16 protein-coding genes are annotated in these 20,321 nt (G+C 65.1%); 10 read left to right on the top strand and 6 right to left on the bottom strand.

Annotated elements, in window-relative coordinates:
• Nucleotides 1–18: 18 nt before the first annotated feature.
• Complete coding sequence (gene rfbA, locus LJ737_RS01830) at nucleotides 19–897, top strand: glucose-1-phosphate thymidylyltransferase RfbA (protein WP_227762486.1); 879 nt, start codon at nucleotides 19–21, stop codon at nucleotides 895–897.
• 76 nt (nucleotides 898–973) lie between these two features.
• Here rfbA and chrA read toward each other — a convergent pair whose 3' ends face one another.
• Nucleotides 974–2,245 carry a chromate efflux transporter gene (chrA, locus tag LJ737_RS01825; RefSeq protein WP_227762480.1) on the bottom strand — a complete coding sequence of 424 codons (1,272 nt, stop codon included), beginning with the start codon at nucleotides 2,243–2,245 and terminating at the stop codon, nucleotides 974–976.
• A 251-nt stretch (nucleotides 2,246–2,496) separates the two neighbouring features.
• The gene (locus tag LJ737_RS01820) at nucleotides 2,497–3,486 is read right to left on the bottom strand and encodes an isopenicillin N synthase family dioxygenase (protein ID WP_227762476.1); all 990 of its coding nucleotides are present in this window, start codon (nucleotides 3,484–3,486) and stop codon (nucleotides 2,497–2,499) included.
• A gap of 142 nt (nucleotides 3,487–3,628) precedes the next feature.
• On the opposite strand from LJ737_RS01820, the gene LJ737_RS01815 reads away from it, so the two are divergent.
• The 3 genes from LJ737_RS01815 to LJ737_RS26840 all read left to right on the top strand — a co-directional run bounded on the left by LJ737_RS01815 (nucleotide 3,629) and on the right by LJ737_RS26840 (nucleotide 7,737).
• Complete coding sequence (locus tag LJ737_RS01815; protein ID WP_227762474.1) at nucleotides 3,629–4,444, top strand: hypothetical protein; 816 nt, start codon at nucleotides 3,629–3,631, stop codon at nucleotides 4,442–4,444.
• Between the two features lie 264 nt (nucleotides 4,445–4,708).
• The gene (locus LJ737_RS01810; protein ID WP_227762471.1) at nucleotides 4,709–6,151 is read left to right on the top strand and encodes a hypothetical protein; all 1,443 of its coding nucleotides are present in this window, start codon (nucleotides 4,709–4,711) and stop codon (nucleotides 6,149–6,151) included.
• A 74-nt stretch (nucleotides 6,152–6,225) separates the two neighbouring features.
• Nucleotides 6,226–7,737, top strand: a complete 1,512-nt coding sequence (locus tag LJ737_RS26840; RefSeq protein WP_262907789.1) for a hypothetical protein — start codon at nucleotides 6,226–6,228, stop codon at nucleotides 7,735–7,737.
• Nucleotides 7,738–8,149: 412 nt separating this feature from the next.
• Here LJ737_RS26840 and LJ737_RS26835 read toward each other — a convergent pair whose 3' ends face one another.
• Both LJ737_RS26835 and LJ737_RS01800 read right to left on the bottom strand, forming a co-directional pair.
• Nucleotides 8,150–8,281: a hypothetical protein gene (locus LJ737_RS26835; RefSeq protein WP_262907788.1), complete on the bottom strand. Its 132-nt coding sequence runs from the start codon at nucleotides 8,279–8,281 to the stop codon at nucleotides 8,150–8,152.
• 191 nt (nucleotides 8,282–8,472) lie between these two features.
• Nucleotides 8,473–10,515: a TonB-dependent receptor gene (locus LJ737_RS01800; RefSeq protein ID WP_227762470.1), complete on the bottom strand. Its 2,043-nt coding sequence runs from the start codon at nucleotides 10,513–10,515 to the stop codon at nucleotides 8,473–8,475.
• A gap of 257 nt (nucleotides 10,516–10,772) precedes the next feature.
• Here LJ737_RS01800 and LJ737_RS01795 point away from each other — a divergent pair, with 257 nt between their 5' ends.
• The 4 genes from LJ737_RS01795 (at nucleotide 10,773) to LJ737_RS01780 (ending at nucleotide 14,580) form a co-directional block, all read left to right on the top strand.
• The gene (locus LJ737_RS01795) at nucleotides 10,773–12,815 is read left to right on the top strand and encodes an OmpA family protein (RefSeq protein ID WP_227762464.1); all 2,043 of its coding nucleotides are present in this window, start codon (nucleotides 10,773–10,775) and stop codon (nucleotides 12,813–12,815) included.
• A gap of 214 nt (nucleotides 12,816–13,029) precedes the next feature.
• Nucleotides 13,030–13,647 carry a Crp/Fnr family transcriptional regulator gene (locus LJ737_RS01790; RefSeq protein WP_227762461.1) on the top strand — a complete coding sequence of 206 codons (618 nt, stop codon included), beginning with the start codon at nucleotides 13,030–13,032 and terminating at the stop codon, nucleotides 13,645–13,647.
• A gap of 73 nt (nucleotides 13,648–13,720) precedes the next feature.
• Complete coding sequence (locus LJ737_RS01785) at nucleotides 13,721–14,287, top strand: DinB family protein (RefSeq protein ID WP_227762459.1); 567 nt, start codon at nucleotides 13,721–13,723, stop codon at nucleotides 14,285–14,287.
• Nucleotides 14,288–14,334: 47 nt separating this feature from the next.
• A complete protein-coding gene (locus LJ737_RS01780) occupies nucleotides 14,335–14,580 on the top strand; it encodes a hypothetical protein (RefSeq protein WP_227762456.1) in 246 nt (81 codons plus the stop codon).
• Nucleotides 14,581–14,692: 112 nt separating this feature from the next.
• On the opposite strand, the gene proS is transcribed toward LJ737_RS01780, so the two are convergent.
• Complete coding sequence (proS, locus tag LJ737_RS01775) at nucleotides 14,693–16,168, bottom strand: proline--tRNA ligase (RefSeq protein ID WP_227762454.1); 1,476 nt, start codon at nucleotides 16,166–16,168, stop codon at nucleotides 14,693–14,695.
• Between the two features lie 198 nt (nucleotides 16,169–16,366).
• Here proS and LJ737_RS01770 point away from each other — a divergent pair, with 198 nt between their 5' ends.
• Together LJ737_RS01770 and LJ737_RS01765 are read left to right on the top strand one after the other, a co-directional pair.
• A complete protein-coding gene (locus LJ737_RS01770; protein ID WP_227762452.1) occupies nucleotides 16,367–17,653 on the top strand; it encodes a hypothetical protein in 1,287 nt (428 codons plus the stop codon).
• A 57-nt stretch (nucleotides 17,654–17,710) separates the two neighbouring features.
• The gene (locus LJ737_RS01765; protein ID WP_227762451.1) at nucleotides 17,711–19,279 is read left to right on the top strand and encodes an OmpP1/FadL family transporter; all 1,569 of its coding nucleotides are present in this window, start codon (nucleotides 17,711–17,713) and stop codon (nucleotides 19,277–19,279) included.
• An 81-nt stretch (nucleotides 19,280–19,360) separates the two neighbouring features.
• Here the strand turns inward: LJ737_RS01765 and LJ737_RS01760 are convergent, their stop codons facing one another.
• Nucleotides 19,361–20,308 (bottom strand): hypothetical protein, encoded by a 948-nt coding sequence (locus LJ737_RS01760; protein WP_227762449.1) that lies wholly within the window; start codon nucleotides 20,306–20,308, stop codon nucleotides 19,361–19,363.
• Nucleotides 20,309–20,321 lie beyond the last annotated feature (13 nt).

Here is a 20,321-nt window from a genome sequence, read left to right as displayed (position 1 = left end):
ATTCATAATTCTTTCCCCATGAAAGGCATCATCCTCGCCGGCGGCTCCGGCACCCGCTTGCACCCGCTCACGCTGGCCGTCAGCAAGCAGCTCATGCCGGTGTACGACAAGCCGATGATTTATTATCCGCTGTCGATTCTGATGATGGCGGGCATCCGCGAAATTCTCATCATCACCACCCCGCACGACCAGCCGCAGTTCAAGAAGCTGCTCGGCGACGGGCAGAGCCTCGGCTGCCGCTTCGAGTACGTGGTGCAGGAAGTGCCCAACGGCCTGGCCCAGGCCTTCGTGCTCGGCGCCGACTTCATCGGCGACGACAAAGTGGCCCTGGTGCTCGGCGACAACATCTTCTACGGTGCCGGCATGGAGGAGCTGCTCAAGAGCAACAGCGACCCGGACGGCGGCGTGGTGTACGCCTACCACGTGCACGACCCGGAGCGCTACGGCGTGGTGGAGTTCGACGAAAACCGGCAGGCGCTGAGCATCGAGGAGAAGCCCAAGCAGCCCAAAAGCAACTACGCCGTGCCCGGCCTCTACTTCTACGACAACGAGGTGGTGCAGATTGCCCGTGACCTGAAGCCCTCGGCCCGCGGCGAATACGAAATCACCGACGTGAACCAGGAGTACCTGCGCCGCGGCAAGCTGAAAGTGGGCATCCTCGGCCGCGGCACTGCCTGGCTGGATACCGGCACCTTCGAAAGCCTGATGCAGGCCGGCGAGTTTGTGCGCGTCATCGAGCAGCGCCAAGGGCTGAAGGTGGGTTCCATCGAGGAAGCGGCCTACCGCCAGGGCTTCATCACGGCCGAGCAGCTGCGCCAGATTGCTGAGCCCCTGCGCAAGAGTGGCTACGGCGACTACCTGCTGAACCTGCCCGAGCAGCAGATTCTGGAAGGGTAGTCGGCACCACGACCATGAGCAAACGCCCGGTACCGCAAGGTGCCGGGCTTTTTTGGTGGCTTGCTCTGGGCAGCGCTTAGGGAAGCAAGGCCCCGAAGAGCAAGGCGCCGAGCACCAGCACGTAGGAGGGCAGTCGGTCCCAGAGCAGCACTAGGAACGTGGCCCCGACGAGGATGGGATTCAGCGGTAAATCGACGCCGTAGCGGCCGGGCATGTGCCAGACGGGGCCGTCGGGCAGGGGGTGGTAGAGCAGAAAAGTCGCGGCCACCACCAAGCCCGCGGACACGGCGTTGATGCCTTCCAGGGAGGAGCGCACCACCCGGTACTGCTTGAGCTGGTCCCAGAAACGGATCAGGAAGAAGATGAGCAGCGTGCCGGGCATGAAGATGCCCACCGCGCCCACCACGGCCCCGATGAGCTGCCCGCTGGTGCCGTACTGGCGCATGGCCAGGGCGCCGATGTAGGCGGCAATGGAAAAGTTGGGCCCCGGCAAGGCTTGCGTCAGGCCGTAGCCGGACAGGAACTCGGGGCCCGTCAGGTACTCCTTGAACTCCACAAATTCGGCGTAGAGCAGCGGGGCCAGCACCTGCCCGCCCCCGAACACCAGGGAGCCGTTGCGGTAGAAGTTCTCGAAGAGGCGCACGGGCAGCTCGCGGGTATAGTGGCCCAGCAACGCCGCCACCACGAACACGCCGAGCCAGAGCACGAAGTTTGACCACTCCACCCGCAGCGGTTCTTTCTGCTTGATCTGCGGCATTTTGCGGTAGCGGAACGTGGTGACCAGCCCGCCGCCCACCAGCAGCAGCGGCAGCACCCAGGGCAGCTGAAAAAAGTAAGCCACCAAGGCGGCCGCCACCAGCAAGGCCACGGAGGTCTTGGTGTGGATGACCTTCTCGGCAATCTTGTAGGCCGAGTACGCCACAAAGCCCACCGCCACCGGCTGCACGTAGCGCACCAGCCGGGCCACTTGGTCTTTGTCGAGGTAGTTGAGGCTGAGCGCGGCGGCCGTCATCAGCAGCACCGAGGGCAAGATCCAGACGAGCAGGGTGAGGTAAGCCAGGTTGGGCCCGCCCAGGCGAAAACCGATGGCGGTAATGGTCTGGGTGGAGCCCGGACCAGGCAGCACCTGGCATAGGGCCATCAGCTCCAGCAATTCGGCCGAGGAAAGGTAGCGCCGCTTGTCCACCAAGAGGCGAAACATCATGGCCGTGTGCGCCTGCGGGCCGCCGAAGGCCGTGCAGCCGAGCAGGGCCACGTCCTTGAGGAAAATGATGCCGCGCACGCGCTTGGTGCGCAGCCGGCGGGGCGGCGGCGCCAGCTTTACATCGGCCGGTTCGGGGGGCTGCACGGGCGGGAGCGGGAGGGTGGTAAAGGTAAAGAAGCACAATCCGGCCCGAACGGCCAACTGGCGGGCGTATTCCGCCGGCGGTGCTTTGCAGCTGGTAGTCGGACCACCGCGCCGTTTACTTTACCCTTACCGGCGCAACGGCCGCTGGCGCTGCCGGGGCCATAAACGAGTAGTGCCACGCCGGCGGGGCGTGGCACTACGTACTGGCAGGGGCGGGCGGCGGAGCCGGAAGGCGGCCGGGCCGGCGGCCATTACATCGTCGATTTACCTTTTTTCAGGCCCAACTCGATGAGCCGCTCGTTGAGGAACTCGCCGGCGGTGATGTCCTCCTGCTGCTTGGGATTGTCGGGCGTCACGCAGCTTTCCAGAGCAGCCAGGCTCATTTCGGAGCGCGGGTGCATGAAGAAGGGGATGCTGTAGCGCGAGGAGTTCATTTTCTCGCGGGGCGGGTTCACCACGCGGTGAATGGTACTCTTGAGCACGCCGTTGGTGAGGCGCTGCAGCATGTCGCCCACGTTCACCACAATCTGGTCGGGCAGGGCGGTGATGGGAATCCACTTCCCGTCGCGGCGCTTCACCTGCAGGCCGTCGGCCGAGGCACCCATCAGCAGGGTGATGAGGTTGATGTCGCCGTGTTCGGCGGCGCGCACGGCATCGGCCGGCACCTCATCGGGGTTTTCGATGGGGTAGTAGTGGATGGGGCGCAGGATGCTGTTGCCGTTGCGTACCTTGTCGTCGAAGTAGTTCTCGGGCAGGTTCAGGTACAGGGCAATGGCGCGCAGCACGTCCTTGCCGGCCGCTTCCAGCGTCTTGTAGGTCGTCAGCGAGGTGTTGGCGAAGCTCTCGACCTCTTTCGGCCAGATGTTGTCGGGGTACTCCTTGCCGATGGGGTCGTTCGGGTCGTCGACCTCCTGGCCCACGTGGTAGAACTCCTTCAGGTCGCCGGTGTTGCGGCCCTTGGCGTGCTCCTTGCCCTTGCTCACGTAGCCGCGCTGGCCCGCCAGCTCCGGTTTTTCGTATTGCTGCTTCACGTCGTCGGGCAGCGAGAAGAAGGCTTTCACGTCCGAGTACAGCTTTTGGGTCTGCTCGTCGTTGAGGCCGTGGTTCTTGAGGGCAATGAAGCCGATGTTCTGGTAGGCTTCGCCGAGCTGCTGCACAAATTTCGCTTTGCGCTCCGGGTCACCGGAGCGGAAATCCGCCAGGTCCAGCGAGGGGATTTCCTCCAACAGTTTTTCGCTCATAGCGAGTGGGAATTTCGTTTGGGGAACGTCTTTTTACAGTTCGGCAAGATACTCAATTTATCCTTGCCATTTTCGAAATCAACCGCCTTGGGGCCGTTCACGTAGGCGGTTTTCCACCGGCTTTCATCCTCTACTTTTTGCAATGACCAAATCCCTGTACCTGCTCGGGCTAGCTGCCCTCGGCCTCGCGGCCTGCGACGCTTCCAAGCAACAATCCTCGGCCGCCGTGGCCACCAGCGAAACCGTCACCAACACGGCCGCCACCCAGGAAAAGAACGGCATCAAGCTCACCCCGTTCACCGACTCGCCCAAGTTTGCCGCCGCCGGTCTGCGGCTCAACACGCCCGCTGCCGGCTCCACCGTGCCCAGCGGCGCCGTGGCCTTCGACTACGACCTGACCAACTTCCAGCTCACCAAGATGACGGAAGGGGAGCACGCCGCGCACATGGCCAACTCGGCCAAGGGCCAGCACATCCACAACATCGTGGACAACCAGCCTTACACGGCGCACTACACCACCGAATTCACCAAGGACATTCCCGACGGGCAGCACGTGGTGCTCTCGTTTCTCTCGCGCTCCTACCACGAAAGCCTGAAGCACCGCTCGGCTTACGATTTGCGTGTTGTCACCGTGGGCAAGGCCGCCGCGCCCATGAGCTTCGACGTGAAGGCCCCGCACCTCTTCTACAGCCGGCCCAAGGACGTGTATGCCGGCAACGACGCCAAGAGCGTGATGCTGGATTTTTACCTCGTCAACACCACGCTGGCGCCGGAGGGCAACAAGGTGCGCGCCACCATCAACGGCACCGAGTTTTTGCTGGATCAGTGGGCGCCCTACATGATGGAAGGTTTGCCCATGGGCGAAAACACCATCAAGCTGGAGCTCATTGACTTGGACGGCAAGCCGGTGCCCGGGCCGTTCAACACGGTTACGCGCACGTTCACGCTGCAGCCGTAGTCGCAGCAGCTGCCCTGATCAGGCCAACACCCTGCTTGCCGAAACCGGCGAGCAGGGTGTTTTTTATTGGCATTTAACCCCGAAACGTAGGATGATTATTTTAAATAGATAGAGGTATATATACCTGAATATTGCGCGCACCACCGTACTTACTTGCCGCCCATCGGTATTTATCCGGGGGCTTTGAGCCAGGGCAGTCCGACCGTCAGGGACTGCGCGGCTGGCCGACCGGCTGATAAGTACCTGCTTATCCCGTTCGTAGCCATGAAGCACTTCGCCGCGCTTGCGGGCCTGCTGGGCCTGCTCGGAGCCTGCTCCGCCGACCACTCCGCCACCGACCAGCCCGGCCGTCTTGGGCCGCCCGACCCGGGCGGGGCCTACGCCGCGCCACCGGTGGGCAGCTTCCCGGCCGATGCGGCCACCGTGAACCGCTGGGTGCACCAGCAAGACATGCCCGCCATCCGGGCCCACGCCTGGGACATTTGGCAGTCCATCAACACGCTCACGCCCGACAGCCTGCCGGTGTGGGAAACGTGGTATTCGGGCCACGAACTGTTCGAGCGGGTGACGAGCACCCGCACCGTGGTGCACGACTTCAACTCGCCGGTGCAGTTTTTTCACGCTTCGGTGGTGAAACAGCGCGGCGTTCCGAGCGACCCGGCCGAAATGCCAATCAGCTTCAACCGTTACTCGCCCAGCTTGGCCAACTTCATCTGGACCAACCGCCTCTACGATTCGGCGGTGCTGGGCCGGAAGTACCGGGCCGTGGTGCGCAGCGGCGCCCCGCTGGCCCAACGCGGCCTGCTCACGTCCAAGGACAGCGTCGACCAGGCCTCGTTTGCCCTCAAGCCGGTATTCCAGTTTATCCGCGGTGACTCGGCCTCGGTGGTGCCGTACTGGGCCGGCATCGCGCCCGGCGCCACCACCGACCTCGACAATCCCGAGCCGCACACCTGGCGGCAGTGCGTGGTGGTGGACCCCACCGGCCGCCTCCGGCCCGGCACCACCGCCCGCATGAGCTGCAACGGCGAGCCGCCCCGCGACTGGCCGGTGGTGTCGCTCAAAGACTTTTACAGCATCAAGATTACCGCCGCGGAGGCTGCTAACTACAGCAAGTTTGCCGAGGAGTCGGGCGACGAAATCGGGCGCGGCAACTTGGGCGACACCACGGCCATCAAGCAGCTAGTGAAGACCGGCAACTACGCCCTGCTCACGGGCATGCACGTGACGGGCAAGGAAATCAGCAACTGGACCTGGCAAACCTTCTGGTGGAGCCCCAACGGCCACGACGCCGTGTTCGGCAATGACCGGCCCAAGAGCCTGCCCGCGCCCTGGAACCACTACAACATGCTGGCTGCCTACTACATGGTGGCCCCGGCCGGTACGCGCACCGGCGGGCAGCCGCTCATCGTGTTCAATCCCTACCTCGAAACCAACCTGACCGGCAAAGTGGCCAACGGCGCGGGCAGCAAAGACTCGACGCAGTGGTACGGGGTGTTTTCGAACTGCATGAGCTGCCACCGCTTGGCCGCCTGGCCCCTGGGGCAGTACACCAGCAGCGGCTACATCGACCCCGGCGACCCGGCTTTCTTCACCGGCAACCTCAAAACCGACTTTCTCTGGTCGGTGGCCACGCGGGCGCGGCCCGTCTCGCCGGCCCAGCTGAAGCTGCTGCGCCAACTACGCCCCGCCAAAACGGGCAAGTAGGCAGTGCGTCGTGCCGAGTGCCGACTGGCGGGCCTATCTCCCGCATCCTCAACCAATCCTCTCCCGAACCACCCATGAAACACTTCTACCTCCTGGCGCTGGCCGGGGCGCTGCTGGCCAGCTGCGACTCGGGCGCCCACAAGGGCACCGCCGATACGGCCGCGCTCGGAACGGGCGCCCCGGCCGACAGTTTCAACATCCAGATTGCGCCGCACCCGCCCAAGGACCTGGCGCCCGGCTCCGACCCCAAGCTGCTGGCCGAGTTTGCCTGGGCCGAGTTCTTCGCCCTGAACTGGCAGGCCTCGTACCCGAAAAACGGCCTGCGCGACTCGCCCGATACTACCTGGACGTTTGCCAGCGCCGGGGCCTACCCGCCGCTGGCGGTGTGGGAAACCTACGCTCACCGCACCGAGTTGCGCCCGGCCCACGGCCCCATGCTACCCTTCGACCAAGCCCCGCACTATAGCTTCGGCAAGACCATCCTGCCGTACCCCGGCTCGTCGGCCAGCTTCACCTTGTTCGACAACATCGACGAAAACAACGAAATCGGCTCTTGCGACCTGTATGCCCACGCCGACTCGATGAACGGGCAGCCCGCCAGCAACCGGCAAATGGTGCTTTACCAGGCCAAGGTGAACCGCGACGAGTACGACTATATCAAGGCCAACTACGGCACCAGCGCCCAACTGCTGCAGGCCGGGCAGGCCACCGCCAAGAACATCCAGACCGACACCGCCTATTACCCCGGCGGCCGGGGCAAAGGCGCCTGCGACTGTCCGCCCGGCGTGATTTGCCTGCCCTGCGGCAACACGCCCAACCCCGGCGGCGGCACCTACACCGGCGCCATGGAAGTCAAATCGGCTTGGCGCCAGCTCACGGCCCAGGACGACTCCAGCGCCTATTTCACCCGCAAGGTGCTCTACTACCGCCAGCAAAACGGCACCACTTACTACGACAACGCGGTGTTTGCCCTCGTCGGGCTGCACATCATCCACAAAACCGCCAACTACCCGGAGTTTGTGTTTGCCACCTTCGAGCACAACAGCGTGCGGCAAAAAAACCAGGGCTACCGCTACGTGCTGCTCAACAACAAGGGCCAGGAAATACCGGGCAGCGCGCAGCCCCCGCGCACCAAGCCCATTCTGCCCCTAACCGAGCAAGCCACTGCCGCCGCGCACCGCAAGCTGCGCGGGCTGAATCCGCAATCGGTGTGGCTGAACTACCGGCTCGTGGGCGTGCAGGGCACGCCCACGGCCGACTCTACGGCCGCCAACTTCTTCCTGGCCAACTTCGTGGTGGAGTCAGATAAGACGCTGGCTGACTTTCACGGCAGCGGCATTGGTACCCCGCACAACTTCGGCCCGAATACCCTGTCGCAGGGCAAGCTGCTTTCGGTGGGCGGTTGCCAGGGCTGCCACGGCGTGGCCCAGCTCGGCGGCCACGACTTCTCCTTCCTGCTCGACACCGTGGGCAAGCCCGTGCAGGCTCCCGACATCGACCAAACCCAGCGCACCAAGCTGTTGCGCTACGTGCGCGCTACCGCCAAGCGCCCCGCACCCGCGGGCAAAGCTGCCGGGCAACACTAACAACCACCCGCGCTGCCGGTGCCGGGCCGTTTCGAGCTGCCGGGCCTACGCTAGACGCACCACGGCCCGCTTTCCGATGCCGGAAAGCGGGCCGTGGTCGTTGGCAAGCAGCGGCAGACGGTTGCCCGTAATAAAAAGCGTGCTGGGGCCTTAGGGCAGCACCAACAGGCGCTGGGCCGCCGCAGGTTTGGGTCCAGGTCCAGGCGGCGCTGCTGCCCGCGTCGGTGAGCTTGGCCACAAACGTGTCGTAGCCGCCGGCGCTGGGCAGCGTCACGGTGTCCACCGAGGCGTACGGCGCATCGTACATATACGCCAGGTACGCGTTCGAGCCGCTCACAGTCACGGCCTCGGCCCAGTGGTTGCCGGGGCCGCCGGCCTGCTGCACCCAGTCGGAGCTGTTCGTTGCGCTGCTTCACTTGGCCACGAAGGCGTCGCTTTGGGTAGGCGTGGTGCTGGTTATGGCCGTGGTAACCAGGGTGATGGTATCGGCAAACGAGCCGGCCAGGTACACGTCGCCGTTGGCGTCGGTGGTTGAGGCGCGCACGTTGGAGTGAGAAGAGCCGGAGCGGCCAGGCGCAGCTGCCAAGCGGGCACCTGAGCCCGGTCAGCGGGGGCGCATCACCAGTAAAACACGGCGAGGAGAGTAAACGCCGGGCAAAATCAATGATGGGTAGGAAACCGGATAAGAGGCAACGCAGGCGGCTAAGATAATGCGGGCGCCAGCAGCGCGGGCGGCTAGCGGCCCCAGCGCGCCCGGCCCCGCAGCTGCCACTCCAGCAGCACCTCGAAGTAGGGTAACAGGCGGGAGGAGCGCCGGGCCAGCTCCTCGGTGGTGTAGGAGCTGCCGCCCGTGTAAGTACCCTGGCCGGGCAGGTAGCGGTAGAGGTTCTGCAGCTGCTGCAGCCACAGCGAGGAAGTCAGCACGAAGGCGCCGGCGCGGCGTTCGAAGCTCAGTTCGGGCCCCTGCTGGCGCGTGAGGGTGCGCAGGTAGATGAGGCTGGCGGCACCGGCGTCCTCGGGCAGCAGGGCGGCGCGCTGGTGGCTGCGCTGTTCGAGGAAGCGGTAGCCGGCGCGCAGGCTGCTCTGGCCGCGCACGCCGCGCCAGCCCCGGCGCAGGCCCAAGCTCAAATCGTGCAGGATGGTGGTGTCGAGCGGGCTTTCCTTGAAAGTCTGCCAGTTCAGCTGCCCGATGCGGTTTTCGCGGCGTTGGTAGTCGAGCGTGAGCAGCCACTGCGGGCGCAGCTCCCACTGCAGGTGCTGCTCCAGCTCCAGCACCCGGCTGGCGCGGTTGCGGGCCTGCTCCGAAGCCCGGTCGCGCACCTGGTAGCTCACCCAGAGGTGGTAAGAGCCGCGCCAGCTGAAAGTGCCCGGCGCCCAGGCGAAGCCCGGCTCCCAGTGCAGCAGGCGGTCGGAGTAGTTTTCGGCGCTCTGCTGGGCTTTGATGAAAATGAGCTGGCGGTACTCGCCCCACAGGCCCAGCGAGGTGCGGAAGGTAGGGTGCCAGCGCGACACCAAGCGCAGGCGCAGCTGGTGACTGGCCTCGTCGCGGTCCTGGTAGTTGTCGGAGCTGGGTGTATCCACGCGCAGCAGCTGGGCGTTGCCGCCGGCCGTGAGGGCGTGGCGCGGACGCAGCAGCCAGGTCAGCTCGGCTTCCCACTGGGTGGTCTTTTCGCTGATGTCCTTGATTTTCTCGCGTTGCTCGGCGGCGAAGAATCGGCTGGCCGTGAGTAGGCGGTTGTTGTCGAGGTAGTAGCCGCGCACCCGCTCGTGGTAGCCGAACTGAATGCGGGCCTGCAGCTTGCGCCGCGTGAGCAGCAGCTCCTGCCGGGTATCGTACTCGTGCTGGCGGTAGCCCAGGTTCTGCACCGTGTCGGCCAGCGGGACCAGGCGGCGGTAGCGGAAGGCGCGGGCGGGCAGCAGCACGGAGTTGTCGGAGCGGAAGGTGGCCTGCCCGGGCAACTGGTAGGTCCACTGCACCTGCGCGGCCAGGGTGTCGCTCTGAATGCGCTGCACGTTGGCGGGCAGGTAGTCCTCGGTGCGGGTGTTGCGGTAGCCCAGGCGCAGCAGCGCGAGGCTGTTGTCGTCGAGGGCGCGCTGGTAGAGGGCATCGGCTAGGGCGCGCTGCCAGCGGCGCGGGCCCAGCTGGCTCTGCAGGGCTACCAAGCGCACGGCCACCGGCTCGGGCCAGGCGGCCAGGGGGCGCACCACGGCGGTCAGCTCGGCGCCGTAAGTCGGGCCCAGGTCCTGCCGGCCGTTGCGCATGTCGTGGGTCAGGCCACCGAGCAGGGCCAGCCGCAGCGCCGACAGCGAGTCGGGCGCGGAGTGGGGGCGCAGGCGCCACTGCCCGCCGGCCCGGCCCAGCCACGTCACGGTGCGGATGTTGTTGGCGTGGCTGTAGTCGTAAATCACCTGCTGGCCCACTTGCCAGCGCCGCCCCACGCCGACGAGGTGCAGGGCGTCGGCCCGGTAGTCTTCTCGCACGAAAGGGGGGCGGCCCCGCGAGTCGAGCACCCAATCGGTGCGGGCCCGGTAGAGCAGGGTGTGGCGCTTGCCCAGGTGCCAGCGGCCGTAGGCCTCGCTCTGCTGGGTGTAGGTACTCACGCCGATGCGCCGGGCGTGCAGGCGCATGCCCACAAGCGTGTCAGCCGGAGTGAGTTGCACCAGCGCAGGGTCGGTCACGCCGTCGGGCACCAGCTGCGCCCGGGCGGCCGGCGCGGCCAGCAGGCCGGCCCCGCTGACGCCGACGGCTACTCCCAGGCGGCAGACAAAACGACGCATAGCGGGCGGCGGAGCGGGTGGCAAATACGTCGTAAACTACTATTTTCAGCGGCGGCCCGCAACCGCGGGCGCAGCGTAGGCACATTATTGTGTGGTGGCGCACCCCGGGACGGATGTGTATTTTTGAAGCCGCATTTGCCGCCGACCGAAACTATACACTGCCGGTAGCCGTCTTTCCTGAACTCAACCATGCTGCCGCCCGTAGCGGCGGCTTACCACTGCCGGGGCACAGTCCACCGTTTTTGCCCGTCTTTCGTATGCGCGTACGTTCTCTCGTTTTGTCGTTGGGGTTGATTGTGGGGTGTAGCGTGGGGGCTCAGGCTCAGCACGCGGTATGGGCCGCCAAAGTGGTGGAAGTATCCTCCCAGAAAGCCGAAGGCAAGGAGCCGTTTTCGCCCGAGAAAGTACTCGGTGAGCCCAATGCTCTGCCGCTGGGCCAGATCAGCAACGAAGCCTGGATTCCGAAAAAGGAAGGCCCCAAGGAATTTATCGAGGTCAAGTTCGCCAGGTCGGTGGTGGCCAAGCAAGTCACCGTCGTCGAAAACTTTAACCCCGGCTCCATCATCCGCATCGAGCTGGTGGACACCCGCGGCGAGCGGCACCAGGTGTACGAAAACCCCAGTCCCGGCCCCTTGCCCGAGCTGTTTCGCACCCTGCAGGTCACCTTCGCCGCCGGCACCTACCGCACCATCGGCGTGGTGGTGACGATGAACACGGCCAAGGTCAACGGCGTCAACCAGATCGACGCCATCGGCGTGGCCGACGTGACCGACGTGATGGTGAAGAAGGACTTCAAGCAGGCGCCCACCGAGAGCATTTCCTTCGACTCGGCCATGGTGAACCTGGGGCCGAACGTGAACACCAAGTACACCGAGGTGCGCCCCATCATTGCCCCGGACGGCCGCACGTTGTTCTTCGCCCGGCAAGGCTCGCCGCAGAACGTAGGCGGCGCCAAGGACGGGCAGGACGTGTGGTACTCCACGCTGACCAACCCCAAGGCCAAGACCTGGGGCCAAGCCAAAAACGCCGGCTCGCCCATCAACTCCCCCGGGCCCAACGGCCTCGCCTCCGTGTCGGCCGACGGCTCCTCGGCGGTGCTCATCAACGTGTACAATCCCGACGGCTCGCTCGACCCCAAGGGCGCCAGCATCACCCGGCGCAAGGCCACGGGCTGGACGCAGCCGGAAAAAATTAACATCCAGGACTTCTACAACGACGACCCGGACAACGTCGACTTCTTCCTGAGCACCTCGGGCAAGCAGCTGCTAATGGCCGTGGACCGCCGCGACAGTAAGGGCCAGCAGGACCTCTACGTGAGCATGCGCCAGGCTGATGGTTCGTTCTCGCGCCCCGTGAATTTGGGCGCCAACATCAACACCAAGGCCGCCGAGTTTGCCCCCTTCCTGGCCCCCGACGGCAAGACGCTGTACTTTGCCTCCGAGGGCCTCGCCGGCTACGGCAAGGGCGACATTTTCTACGCCAAGCGCCTCGACGACACCTGGACCAACTGGACCAAGCCGCGCAACCTGGGCCCGGCCATCAACTCCCCGGCCATGGACGCCTACTTCTCGCTGTCGGCCTCGGGTGAGGATGCTTACCTGGTGTCGGACCGCAACGGCACCGACGGCTCGCGCGACATTTTCCGCATCAGCCTCTCTTCCAACAACAAGCCCGAAGCCGTGGCCCTGGTGCGCGGCCGCGTGCTCGACGCCGCCACCAAAAAGCCCGTGGCCGCCACCGTGCGCTACGAAAACCTGATTACCGGCGAGGAAATCGGGGTGGTGGAAACCAACGCCACCGACGGCACCTACACCATCGTGTTGCCCACCGGCGCCCACTACGGCTACCGTGCCGACGCCACCGGCTACCTCTCGGAGGATCAGAACCTGGACGTGACGGACCGCAACAAGTACTCGGAGGAAACCCAGGACCTGTACCTGATTCCCTTCGAAGTCGGCCAGAAGATCAAGCTGAACAACATCTTCTTTGCCCAAAGCAAATACTTCCTGCGCGAAAACTCCTACCCCGAACTGCAGCGTCTGGTAGCTATTTTGAAGAACTACCCGCAGGTGGAAATCGAGCTGCAGGGCCACACCGACAACCAGGGCGACCCGGCCCTGAACCTGAAGCTCAGCAACGACCGCGTGAACGAGGTGAAGAAGTACTTGGTGAGCAAGGGCATTGCCGGCACCCGCATCCGCGCCCAGGGCTTCGGCGACACCAAGCCCATTGCCCCGAACGACCAGGAAGAAACCCGCAAGCTCAACCGCCGGGTGGAATTCGTGATTACCAAGAAGTAACACTGGCCCGGCGGGCCCCTGAACGGCTACGACCAACGGCAGCGGCCGGCTCCTCCTCGGGGCCGGCCGCTTTGCTGTAGCGCACAGCGCTGCTGCGCGCGTCGTTGCCGACGCCTGGGCGTCAATCGTTCAAAAGCGCGACTCAACGGCACGCGCAGCAACGCTTCGCGCCACTATTCGCGTTACATTTCGGGCTGCAACCAAGCGTTTCGCCATGCCCACTTTCCGCGACATCGACGAGCCCGCTGCGGCCAACCCCGACCTGCGGATGCTGGCCGAGCTGATGCGCAAGATTCCGCAGCTCACCGAAACCGACGTGGCCCAGATGCTGCCGCTGTGGAAGCGCCGCCTCACGCTGCGCCGCGGCGACTTTCTGAGTCAGGTCGGGCAGGTAGAGACGCACCTGTACTTCATGCTCAAGGGCACCATGCGCCTCTACATGCCGCTGCCCGAGGAAGACGCCTACACTGGTTTTGCCTACCCCGGCACCATGGTGACGAGCGTGCCCTCGTTTTTGTCGGGCAAGCCTTCGGAGTACTGCGTGCAAGCCCTGCAGCAGTGCGAGCTGCTGGCTATCAGCCGCGCCGACTGGATGCGGCTGGTGGAAGACAATGCCAATTTCGGCCGGTTCTGGCGCCTGGAAATGGAGCGGGCGGTGCTCGGCCTGATCGAGCGGCAGATTGACTTGCTGTTGCCCGAGCCGCAGCAGCGCCTGGAGCGGGTGCTCAAGCGCAGCCCGCACCTGTTTCAGCTGATTCCCAAGCGCCATATTGCCGCCTACCTGCGCATGACGCCCGAGACGCTGAGCCGTTTAGGAGCCGTAAAATCTTGAGCGTAATCAAGGCAAGCCGGGCTAGGCGGTACCGACCTTTGGGGTGTTAGCCAACCACTTCCGAAAACAGTCTATGCAACCCGCTACCTTTCTCCAAACCCTGCACGCCGCCGTCCGCCGGCTGCAGGCCACCACCGAAACCGAACTGGCCCCGCTGCCCGACGCGGTACTCAACTTCAAACCCCGCCCCGACAGCTGGAGCGTGCTGGAGTGCCTGGAGCACTTGAACCGCTACAGTCGCTACTACCACCCCGCCCTGGCCAAGGCCTTGGCCAAGCAAGGCTCCGCGGCGGATGAGGTGCGTTACAGCTGGCTGGGCCGCAAGTCCCTGGACATCGTGCGCCCCGACAACGGCCAGCAGCACAAGACCGTCAAGCACATGAACCCGGCGGGCAGTCAGCTCAGCCGCGCCGTGCTCACGGAGTTTCTGGGGCACCAAGCCGAGTTGCTCTACCTGCTCACCGCTGCCCGCGCCACCGACCTGAACCGCCGCGCCGTGCCGGTCGAGTTTTTTCGCCTGCTGAAGCTGCGTGTCGGCGAAACGCTGGAATTCGTAGTGCGCCACCAGGAGCGGCACCTGCAGCAGGCCCAGCGCGTGGCGCGGCTGGCGCAGGCCACAGCGCCGGTGCTGGCAGTGTAAGCCCTTCCGCCGACTGACTTTCGGCCGCCGGTTACGTATCAGCGGCCATGATGAAGCAACGCGAAGTAACCGACAAGCACAACACCACCTGGACCTGCGCCCAGGCATACGCCGCCGTCGAAAGCACGGCCACCGAGCAGGCCGTGGAGAAAAGCGAAACCGACGAGGGCAACGTGCCCGTGGTGTGCACGCCCAGCGGCGGCGCCCAAACGGTGCGCCTGGAACTGCCTAAAGACTGGTTCGACAACCTCCCCGACGACGAGCTAGCTCAAGCCATCCAAGCCGCGCAATAAGTCGATAACTCCCTAACGCGCAACGCCCCGCTACCGTGCTGGTAGCGGGGCGTTGCGCGTTAGGGGATGAGCCACGACATCCGGGAATCCGGAAGCGTCGCCGCGGGCCGGCCTAGTAAGCGCGGGCGAAGTACACGCGGCGCTTCGAGGGCTTACCCGTCAGGATGCAGACGCCGTCCTCGTCGGGCTCGTTCAGGGCCATGCAGCGGATGGTGGCTTTGGTTTCCTCCTTGATGCGCTCCTCCGTTTCGCCGGTGCCGTCCCAGTGGGCCACCACGAAGCCACCTTTCTCGTCGAGCACCTGCTTGAACTCCTCGTAGGTGTCTACGCGGGTGGTGTGCGACTCGCGGAAGTTCAGCGCCTTGCGGTAGATGTTTTTCTGGATGTCCTGCAGCAGCTCGTCGATGCTCTGCACGATGTCGGCCAGCGGCAGGTTCAGCTTCTCCTTGGTGTCGCGGCGGGCCACTTCGATGGTGCCGTTGTCTAGGTCGCGGGCGCCGATGGCGAGGCGTACGGGCACGCCTTTCAGCTCCCACTCGGCAAACTTAAAGCCCGGACGCTCGGTGTCGCGGTCGTCAATTTTTACCGAAATGCCACGCTGAATCAGGCCCATTTGAATGGGACGGATGCGCTCCAGCAACTCGTCGAGCTGTCCGGTCTTGTAAATCGGCACGATGACCACCTGAATCGGGGCCAGCTTGGGCGGCAGCACCAAGCCTTCGTCGTCGGAGTGGGCCATGACGAGGGCGCCCATCAGGCGGGTACTCACGCCCCACGAGGTGCCCCACACGTGCTCCAGCTGGCCTTCCTTGTTGGTGAACTGCACGTCAAATGCTTTGGCGAAGTTCTGGCCCAGGAAGTGCGAGGTGCCCGCCTGCAGGGCCTTGCCGTCCTGCATCATACCCTCGATGCAGTACGTCTCGACGGCGCCGGCAAACCGCTCGTTCTCGGTCTTCACGCCTTTCACCACGGGCAGGGCGAGGTGCTCCTCGGCAAACTCGGCGTACACGTCGAGCATCTGCCGGGTTTCGGCCAGGGCTTCGGTTTCGGTGGCATGGGCGGTGTGGCCTTCCTGCCACAGGAACTCGGCGGTGCGCAAGAACAGGCGGGTGCGCATTTCCCAGCGCACCACGTTGGCCCACTGGTTGATGAGCAGCGGCAGGTCGCGGTAGCTCTGAATCCAGCCTTTGTAGGTGCTCCAGATAATGGCCTCGGAGGTCGGGCGCACCACCAGCTCCTCTTCGAGCTTGGCGTTGGGGTCCACACGCAGCTTGCCCGGCTTGTCGGGGTCGGTTTGCAGGCGGTAGTGCGTCACCACGGCGCATTCCTTGGCGAAGCCTTCGGCGTTTTTCTCTTCGGCTTCAAACAGGCTTTTGGGCACGAAGAGCGGGAAGTAGGCATTCTGATGGCCGGTGCGCTTGAACATGTCGTCCAGCGTCCGCTGCATCTTTTCCCAAATGGCGTAGCCGTAAGGCTTGATGACCATGCAGCCGCGCACGGCCGAATTTTCGGCCAGCCCGGCGCGCTTAACTAACTCGTTGTACCACAGGGAATAATCCTCGCTGCGCTTCGGCAACAGTTTGCTCATGGTGGGGTCTCTTGGAAAAAGGAAAAAGTTCCCGAGCTTGGTACAGGATTTGCCTAGCCTTGCCCGGGCACTGTTCGGGCCCCAAAGTACGTTATTAAACCGGAGCATTCCGCTCGCAGCCAACCAAGTGAGGCTGAACAAGCTCTGGCCAATACTCGTTCTATCAGCAGCGGCCGTACCTTCTTCGCGCACCCAGCCATGAAACATATTCCCACCCACTTACTGCCGGCCATAGCCCTGCTTGCGCTGGGCGGCTGCGCCACCACCGGCGGGCTCACCACCACCGAGCCCGACGGCGTGTATTATTCCTCCAAGGACCGCACCACCGAGGTGGCGCCGGTCGCTTCGGCCAATCAGTCAGCCGAGTACGCCGCCACCGATGACCCCAACGCCGTGGCCAACCCCGATTACCAGGATGGCCGCAGCAAGTCGCGCGGCACCGCTTCGGATGAGTACTACGACGATGATTTCGACTACAGCTACTACGCCCGCACCCGCCGCTACAACGGCTTGGGCATGGGCTACAGCCTGAGCTACGTCGACCCGTACTGGTACCGCCCGACCTTCATTTACAACGACCCCTTCTTTTATAGCCCCTACGGCTATGGCTACAGCTACTCGCCCTGGTACGACCCCTTCTGGGGCCCGAGCTACGGCGGCGTGAGCATCAGCATCGGGTGGGGCCTGGGCGGCTGGGGTCCGTGGGGCCCGTACGGCGGCTACTACGGCCGGCCCTGGGGCTACGGCGGCTACGGCTGGGGTGGTTACAACCGCGGTTACTGGGACGGTTACTACTCCGGCGTGTACAGCGGCGGCTACTGGGACGGGTACCGCGGCGGCAGCCGGGCGGTGAATTACCGCGTGGGGCACCGCAACAACCGCAGCGTGGAAGTGGTAGGCGCTGCTAACGGCGGCGGCCGGCCCCGCGTGACGGAGGCCACCGGCGGGCGCATGACTACCGACAACGGCGCGGTGGGCAGTCCGGACCGCTACCGCCGCGGGCGCATAGCCGAAAGCCCGGCTCAACCGCAACCGGGGCAGGTGATGGCCGATCAGCCGGTGAAAGAGCCGGGTCGCGGCCGCTTGTACCGCATCCAGGAAACCGAGGCCAACCCCGGCGTGTCGTACCCGGCGGGCACGGTGAAGCCCCAGCAGAACGCCAGCGAAATGGCCGAGCAGCCAACGCGCTACCAGCGCGGCCGTTTCAACGAAGCCAATCAGCCGAGCCAGGCTACGCAGCCGACCGAAAACCCGGGGCAGGTGTACCAGCCGCAGCGGCGTCAGCGCTACGTGGAGTACGGTGGTCAGCAACCGCAGCAAGCCGAACCCACGCGCCGGGAGCGGGTGTACGAGTCGCCGGCGCCGACGCGCTCCTATGAACAACCGTCCCGCTCCTCTTATGGCGGCGGCAACAGCGGGGGCGGGAGCAGCAGCGGTGGCAGCAACAGCGGCGGGGGCGGCGGTGGCCGGGGCCGCGTACGTTAAGCTTTGGATATACCCGAATTTGCGGCGCGAAACCGCCGTTCTCCCTTCCCTCCAGCTATGAAACGGTATCTATTGGGGCTGGCCCTGCTGGGCTTGGCCGGCCCCCTCTTTGCCCAAAACGAAGACGACGCGCTGCGCTATTCGCGGCTGCAGTTTGGCGGCACGGCCCGCACCCTCGGCATCGGCGGGGCTAGCACCTCGCTGGGCGCCGACCTGGGCACGCTCAACAGCAACCCGGCCGGCCTCGGGCTGTTCCAACGTTCGGAAGTTAGCTTCTCGCCCGGCTTCGGGCTGGGCAGCGCCGATGCCCGCGTGACCAACGTGGCCGGCGCCTCCTCGCTGAAGGACTCGCGCAACAGCTTGCACATTGCCAACCTGGCCGCCGCCTTCACCTCGCGCCGGCCCGACAGCGACAACGACGATTGGCGCGGCGGCACGCTGGCGTTTGGCTTCACCCGCGTCAACGATTTCAACAACAGCTTTTCCTACCGCAGCACCGTGCCCGACAGCCGCTCTTTGTTTCAGCGCCTGCGGGAACCCCGCTTGGCACCGGGGCAGACGGTGAAAGGCCTGCACGATGAGCTGGACGACCAGTTCGGCACCGGGAACTACGAGAACCTGGACGGGCTGGCGTACGGCAACTACCTCACCAACTTCGACCCGGTGGCGCCGGGCAGCAACGAGCAAGTCGTGACTATTCCGTCTTCGCTGCAGCGCACCCGCGTGACGCAGGAGGAGACCGTGCTGACCACCGGCTCGCAGACGCAGTTCGACATCGGGTATGGGGCCAGCTACCGCGACCGGCTGTACATCGGCGGCGCGTTGGGTATCGTCGGCACGCACTTCAACTCCACCAGCGAGCTGCGCGAAACCAACGACGAGGCGGCCACGACCAGCTCCTTTGGCAGCCTGACGTTTCGCGACGAGCTGCGCAGCCAGGGCACCGGCTTCAACGGTCGGCTGGGCCTGATTTACCGCCCGCTGGACTGGCTGCGGGTGGGCGTGTCGGCTCAAACGCCCACCTTCTTCCAGTTCGACGACACGTACAACTCGTCGCTGGCCACGCAGTTCCGGCAGCCGGTGAGCGTGGACGGGCAGACCATTACTTCGGCCCGCGCCAACACGCAGGAACTGAAGCTGGCGTACCGCCTGAACACGCCCTGGCGCCTGAACGGCGGCGCGTCGGTTATCCTGGGCAAGTACGGGTTCGTGTCGGCCGATGCGGAGCTGGTGGACTACAGCCAAGCCCGTTTCCGCAGCGCCCCGGACCTGCAAAACGGCGACAACTACGCCTTTACCGACGAAAACAACCGCATCAGCCAGCTGTACGGCTCGGTCGTGAACCTGCGCGTGGGCGCCGAGGCCCGCCTCGACGTGTTCCGCGTGCGGGCCGGCTACGCTCACTACGGCGACCCGTTCAAGGACAGCAGCTTCGACCGCAGCCAGGAATACTACACGGGCGGCCTGGGCATTCGGCAGGGCAACGTCACGGCCGATCTGGCGGGCGTGTACACCACCTTCAACCGCGTGTATTCGCCCTACACCCTGGTCGACGGCAGCCAGCCGCAGGTGCAAATGAACGCCAACCGCTTCACCACCACCTTCACGCTGGGGTTCCAGTTTTAACGCTCCTTCAGGGCCTAAAACCAACGAGGGGCCGCTCCATCCGGAGCGGCCCCTCGTTGCGTGTAAACCCCGGCGGTGCGGCTAGCGTCGGATCTTGATGGTCATAATCAAATCGACGGGCGCGGTGGTGCCCACGTCGGTGATGTAGAGCAGGCCTTCGTTGCCGTCGGCGGTGCGAAAGGCCACGGCTTTGTCTTTGCCGACGGGCACCGCGGCCCCGGCCCGGAGGGTGGAGGCCGCCACGGCGGTAGAAAGCGCCGAGGCAGTGTTAATAGCGTTGAACTCGCCGCTGGTGACGGTGGAAGCGCCCAGCTCGGTGGCGCGGCGCAGGGGCCAGGAATTGACGCGCAGCACCGACGAGCTGAGTGCTGCGGAAGCAGAAGGCGCCGCCAGCACCGGGCCGGTGGCGGTGGGCACGTACACCAAGTCGGCCCAGCGCAGGTAGCTCAACTGCAAATCCGGGCCTGGGTTATAGGCCGCGTAGGCGGGTAGCACGAAGCCACGCTCGGCTGCCAGAATGGCGCGGCTGCCGCTGCGGCGCGGTGCCTGCAGGCGCACCGAATACGTGTGCAGGGGATTGACGGAGTCGGCGGGCTGCACGGTGATGCGGTAGCCCCGCGTGGCCTTATTGCCGTCGACGTCGGTAACGGTGTACTTCCATTCCTGCCGACCCGCATTGGTGCCGGCGCCGAAGCGGTTGATTAGCAGAAAATTGCGGGGCGGGGTGGGCTGGGTAAACACCGTGTCGAAGTACACCAGCGGCAGCGAATCCTGGAACTTGGGCTGCACGGGGTTGCGGTAGAAGCGCTCCTGCGTGGTCACGGTCAGGCGCCGGAGTCCGGGGCCTTTGTCGCGGGCTTCGGCGAAAACGCGCACCTCAAACGTGTCGGCGGCCGTGGCGGTGCGGTCGGCGGTAAGGGCCGTGCCGTTGGAAATAAAGTCGAGCAGGGGCGCGCTGGTGTCTTGCTTGCAGCCGGCGGTGAGCAGGACGAGCAGCAGCAGCGGGGAAATCAGGCGAAGCAAACGCATAGGTAAGCGCAAA

Source organism: Hymenobacter sp. 15J16-1T3B, from assembly GCF_020711235.1.
In the GTDB taxonomy this organism is placed as follows: Bacteria; Bacteroidota; Bacteroidia; order Cytophagales; family Hymenobacteraceae; genus Solirubrum.
This window is presented reverse-complemented; position numbering and strand designations above follow the sequence as displayed.

Excerpts from the sequence above, each read along its gene's own strand:
- LJ737_RS01800 (WP_227762470.1), bottom strand. The coding sequence starts at position 10,515 with ATGCGTCGTTTTGTCTGCCGCCTGGGAGTAGCCGTCGGCGTCAGCGGG.
- LJ737_RS01810 (WP_227762471.1), top strand. The coding sequence starts at position 4,709 with ATGAAGCACTTCGCCGCGCTTGCGGGCCTGCTGGGCCTGCTCGGAGCC.
- LJ737_RS01765 (WP_227762451.1), top strand. The coding sequence starts at position 17,711 with ATGAAACGGTATCTATTGGGGCTGGCCCTGCTGGGCTTGGCCGGCCCC.
- LJ737_RS01795 (WP_227762464.1), top strand. The coding sequence starts at position 10,773 with ATGCGCGTACGTTCTCTCGTTTTGTCGTTGGGGTTGATTGTGGGGTGT.
- LJ737_RS01820 (WP_227762476.1), bottom strand. The coding sequence starts at position 3,486 with ATGAGCGAAAAACTGTTGGAGGAAATCCCCTCGCTGGACCTGGCGGAT.
- LJ737_RS01785 (WP_227762459.1), top strand. The coding sequence starts at position 13,721 with ATGCAACCCGCTACCTTTCTCCAAACCCTGCACGCCGCCGTCCGCCGG.
- LJ737_RS26840 (WP_262907789.1), top strand. The coding sequence starts at position 6,226 with ATGAAACACTTCTACCTCCTGGCGCTGGCCGGGGCGCTGCTGGCCAGC.
- rfbA (WP_227762486.1), top strand. The coding sequence starts at position 19 with ATGAAAGGCATCATCCTCGCCGGCGGCTCCGGCACCCGCTTGCACCCG.
- LJ737_RS01760 (WP_227762449.1), bottom strand. The coding sequence starts at position 20,308 with ATGCGTTTGCTTCGCCTGATTTCCCCGCTGCTGCTGCTCGTCCTGCTC.
- proS (WP_227762454.1), bottom strand. The coding sequence starts at position 16,168 with ATGAGCAAACTGTTGCCGAAGCGCAGCGAGGATTATTCCCTGTGGTAC.
- LJ737_RS01790 (WP_227762461.1), top strand. The coding sequence starts at position 13,030 with ATGCCCACTTTCCGCGACATCGACGAGCCCGCTGCGGCCAACCCCGAC.
- LJ737_RS01770 (WP_227762452.1), top strand. The coding sequence starts at position 16,367 with ATGAAACATATTCCCACCCACTTACTGCCGGCCATAGCCCTGCTTGCG.
- LJ737_RS01780 (WP_227762456.1), top strand. The coding sequence starts at position 14,335 with ATGATGAAGCAACGCGAAGTAACCGACAAGCACAACACCACCTGGACC.
- LJ737_RS01815 (WP_227762474.1), top strand. The coding sequence starts at position 3,629 with ATGACCAAATCCCTGTACCTGCTCGGGCTAGCTGCCCTCGGCCTCGCG.